General features: G+C 52.8%; 8 protein-coding genes. All 8 read right to left on the bottom strand.

What is annotated here, in order from left to right:
* On the bottom strand, positions 1–264 hold a 264-nt coding region (locus tag NI20_RS0111715; protein ID WP_033121580.1), incomplete at its 3' end, for a DNA N-6-adenine-methyltransferase.
* Entirely contained in the window at positions 257–472 is a 216-nt protein-coding gene (locus NI20_RS0111710) for a hypothetical protein (protein WP_033117136.1), read from the bottom strand. The genes NI20_RS0111715 and NI20_RS0111710, both read right to left, overlap by 8 nt.
* Positions 465–1,130: a hypothetical protein gene (locus tag NI20_RS0111705; RefSeq protein WP_033117137.1), complete on the bottom strand. Its 666-nt coding sequence runs from the start codon at positions 1,128–1,130 to the stop codon at positions 465–467. The genes NI20_RS0111710 and NI20_RS0111705 overlap by 8 nt, the downstream gene beginning before the upstream one ends.
* A gap of 255 nt (positions 1,131–1,385) precedes the next feature.
* Entirely contained in the window at positions 1,386–1,700 is a 315-nt protein-coding gene (locus NI20_RS0111695) for a hypothetical protein (RefSeq protein ID WP_033117138.1), read from the bottom strand.
* Positions 1,701–1,718: 18 nt separating this feature from the next.
* On the bottom strand, positions 1,719–1,973 hold the full coding sequence (locus NI20_RS0111690) for a hypothetical protein (protein ID WP_033117139.1): 255 nt from the start codon (positions 1,971–1,973) through the stop codon (positions 1,719–1,721).
* Positions 1,974–1,987: 14 nt separating this feature from the next.
* On the bottom strand, positions 1,988–2,566 hold the full coding sequence (locus NI20_RS0111685; protein ID WP_033117140.1) for a cell wall hydrolase: 579 nt from the start codon (positions 2,564–2,566) through the stop codon (positions 1,988–1,990).
* On the bottom strand, positions 2,563–2,784 hold the full coding sequence (locus NI20_RS14760) for a hypothetical protein (protein ID WP_033117141.1): 222 nt from the start codon (positions 2,782–2,784) through the stop codon (positions 2,563–2,565). The genes NI20_RS0111685 and NI20_RS14760 overlap by 4 nt, the downstream gene beginning before the upstream one ends.
* A 20-nt stretch (positions 2,785–2,804) precedes the next feature.
* Positions 2,805–3,056, bottom strand: coding sequence for a helix-turn-helix domain-containing protein (locus NI20_RS0111680; RefSeq protein ID WP_052082588.1), 252 nt, complete (start codon positions 3,054–3,056; stop codon positions 2,805–2,807).
* Positions 3,057–3,144 lie beyond the last annotated feature (88 nt).

Here is a 3,144-nt window from a genome sequence, read left to right as displayed (position 1 = left end):
CCCCCCCCCGATCGCTTCTTCGTATGCCTTCTTTACCCACTTTCCGATCTCGCGTCCATAAGGCGGATTGCAGAAAACCGCGCCGCCGCGATCCCAGCTTTGCGAAAGCCCGTCCGTTTCCGGCGTATAGTAAAGCGGGCATTTTGCTGTTTTGTCGGTCGCCGCCGCGTCAAGCACGAAGCCGAATTCCTCGTTCAGACGGTCGAAGAAGTCTTGTGGCGTACACCAGTCCATTTTCTTTGAAGATAGAAGCGCACTATTCACCGCCGCCAGCCTCCTTTTCATCGGAATAGAGGCGGACAATCGCCGCAACCTGTTCAAAGTCCAGATAGACGGGCTTGTTTTCCGTGATCCCTTCAATGTTGTATCCGGTCGCCTGTCCGAAGCCGTTTTGCTTGATCGTGAACTTGTCGCACTTGATAGCGAATTCCGAACCGCTCTTCAAGATAACGCGGATCGTCATTTTATTCATTGTCCGCCACCTCGCTTTCACCCTCGACAATCTCACCCGTAGCGGGATCGACATTCAAGGAATATTGTTCCGGCTCTGCGGCGTGTGCCAGCGCTTTCTCCCGATCCCGAAGGTCAAGGGAAAGAACGCATTGTTCCGTAAGCCTCTTCAAGTTATCGACGAACTGCTGGCTAATTACGTCATATGGCGTAATCACTGCTTGAAGCAGGAAGCCCGCTTTCGCTACGATGTAGGGCGTTCCGCGCGGCGTGATCCGCTCGTAAAGCTCCAGCACGTCTAAAATATCGGATACGGGCGAAAGATAGCGGCTTTCGATGAACACAAGCCCGCGCCGCGTCTGCAACGGCTTCAAAGTCTTTCCGGAATAGGCGATCGAAATTGCTTCCCGCTCGACGGGCTTTTCGTTTGCGTCCGTGTCCTCGAAGCTGATTTTCGAAGGAATGCCCGCTACTTGAACAAACCAATCTTCCCGCTGTTTTTCTGGAACGTCGAAGATCGTTAAAAGGCTTTCTTTATCCAGCTTCGGAAGCCCTGTTACCGGATAAGCCGCCGCGCCGTCGCCTATGTACTGAATAACGCCGCCACTTTCGCCGTACCGCTCATAAATAACGGCGTATTTGTTCTTCTTGCAGATCGCCGCGATATTTTTAATCTTCATCTTTTGCCACCTCGCTTTCGTCTGCGTCGTTCCGCTCCGGAACGTTTACACGGTCAACGCGAACCGCCAGCATAATCTGACAACCGCAACGCGGGCAATCCATAGCGTTAAACCGTGTAGGTGGTTTTGTCAGCGCGTCCACAAACGCGCGCGGTTCCTCTGCAACGTAGATTTCTTCCTTCTTTGGCGTTATACGGTATCCGCAAACGCCGCACGTTATTTTCTTTGAAAGCATATTGAATAGCCCCTTTCTGCTTAATATCTGCCGTAAACCCGAACGACGGTGAAGGGCTTGTCCGCCTTCGCCGCCGTTACGATCGCCGAAGTCATAAAGGATACGCGCAAGAAATCCCGCGCCGCCCGTTTTGCAAGCCTCCACGTAATCATTCGCGCGTTAGGTTCCTGCATTGCGTCGCCGTCCAGCGGATACTCGCAAATAAGAACCGTGTTCCCGAACGGTCGCCGCGCTGGGCGTTCCTTCATAAATTCTTTGTTGCCCTCTTTGCACTTCACAATTTCAAGCGCCTTCGGAAACTGCCAGCCGCTGTCCTGCTTCTTTTCTTTTGCCATTGTTCGCCGCCCCTTTCTTCAAAGCTGAACTAAATTCAAAACCGCAAGAAGCCGATCCGTAATCTGCTTCCGGCACAACTGCTTCAATATCGTTTCTTCGTTTGCGTCGTAGTTTTCTGCAAGCGTTACGAAATACTTCAATTCCGGATTTGCCCTTTGCCGAAGCCCAAGACAGAAAAGAAGGCGATCCGTTACTTCCGCTTTGATCGGATAAACGGCAATTTCTCCCGTGTACTTGTCGATTTCTCTACAAACGCATATCATTTCGCCCATATCCGCGCCCCTCTCTAATCGTTATAGGGATTTTGCAAGCACCAATCCCACGTTTCAGCGTCTTTCCAGCCGATCGTGAAATGATTGTTCCGCCCGTCGCCCGTGAAATACAGATATTCAACCGGAAGGACGCGTCCGACGTTTGTTCCTCCGTCCCGCTCCGCGTGATAGCGGATCAGAACGTCAGCCGCCAGCGTTGCAAGCTCCGGAAGAACGGGATAATCCGCCGAATATCCGGCGAACTGATACGGCGCTTCCAAAACCTCCAGCACGGTATCCGGAAAACGGGGATCGTCAACGCGGTTCAGTACACACCAAACGCACGCGGCTTTTTCCATATCCGAAGCGATCCCGCGCGCTTCTCCGTAAAGCATTTTCGCAAGTGCTTCAACCTCCGCCGCGTCCGGTATGTATTCCTGTTCTTCCGGCTCCGGCGCAAGCGTCAAAAGCGGGGAAGGGGATATAATCGGCGTAGGCTCTCCCGAATATCGTTCCGCTTCCGCTGTCCCGCTCCACGGCATAAAGGCGGCAAGCGGGATCGCGACAATCACTATTGAAAGCGCCGCCGCGATCCGTCTTTGTTTCCTCTTCACAACGCCACCCCGCTATCCGCTTCAAGGGATAGCCACCATTCCGGATTGTTCCGGAAGCGCTCATTCGGGCAAGCGTCGCAATTCTCCGCCGCGCACCCGCTACAATATCGCTTTTGAAATTCCGTGTCCCACGGCGCTTCGATGATCGGAAGAGAACGCAAGAACCGCCCCAGCCCTTGCACGCCCGCCGTGATTGCTTCAAAGTTTGTTTTGCTCATATTGAATAGCCGTCCTTCCATTACTGATTTGCTGCGCGTCTGTTGCCCCTGCGCCTAATGTTTTCTTGTGCCGTCGTCTGTGCAAGATCGGCGCTATATACAGGACGCTTGTTTTCGTCAAGCTCTCCCGTGTACCCGCGTTTAAGCTCTTCGTAAATAGCGGCAACGCTTCTTCCGATCTTCGCGGCAATGTCCACCACTCTGTCGCCGTCGCTGTATAGCGCTTCGATTTCGCGGCGCTGATCGAACGTCAAATACGAATATCCGTCCATTTTCAAGCCTCCTTTCGCCGCTCTGAATAAAAAAATAAAGCAGGAAAACCGTTTCGGCTTTCTCTGCTTTTAATGTTACTTCTTTCAT

The sequence above is a fragment of the Oscillibacter sp. ER4 genome (genome assembly GCF_000765235.1).
GTDB classification, from domain to species: Bacteria; Bacillota; Clostridia; order Oscillospirales; family Oscillospiraceae; genus Hominicoprocola; species Hominicoprocola fusiformis.
This window is presented reverse-complemented; position numbering and strand designations above follow the sequence as displayed.

Bases quoted from the DNA above. Each gene is read 5' to 3' on its own strand.
- NI20_RS0111695 (WP_033117138.1), bottom strand. From the start codon at position 1,700: ATGGCAAAAGAAAAGAAGCAGGACAGCGGCTGGCAGTTTCCGAAGGCG.
- NI20_RS0111690 (WP_033117139.1), bottom strand. From the start codon at position 1,973: ATGGGCGAAATGATATGCGTTTGTAGAGAAATCGACAAGTACACGGGA.
- NI20_RS0111710 (WP_033117136.1), bottom strand. From the start codon at position 472: ATGAATAAAATGACGATCCGCGTTATCTTGAAGAGCGGTTCGGAATTC.
- NI20_RS14760 (WP_033117141.1), bottom strand. From the start codon at position 2,784: ATGAGCAAAACAAACTTTGAAGCAATCACGGCGGGCGTGCAAGGGCTG.
- NI20_RS0111705 (WP_033117137.1), bottom strand. From the start codon at position 1,130: ATGAAGATTAAAAATATCGCGGCGATCTGCAAGAAGAACAAATACGCC.
- NI20_RS0111680 (WP_052082588.1), bottom strand. From the start codon at position 3,056: ATGGACGGATATTCGTATTTGACGTTCGATCAGCGCCGCGAAATCGAA.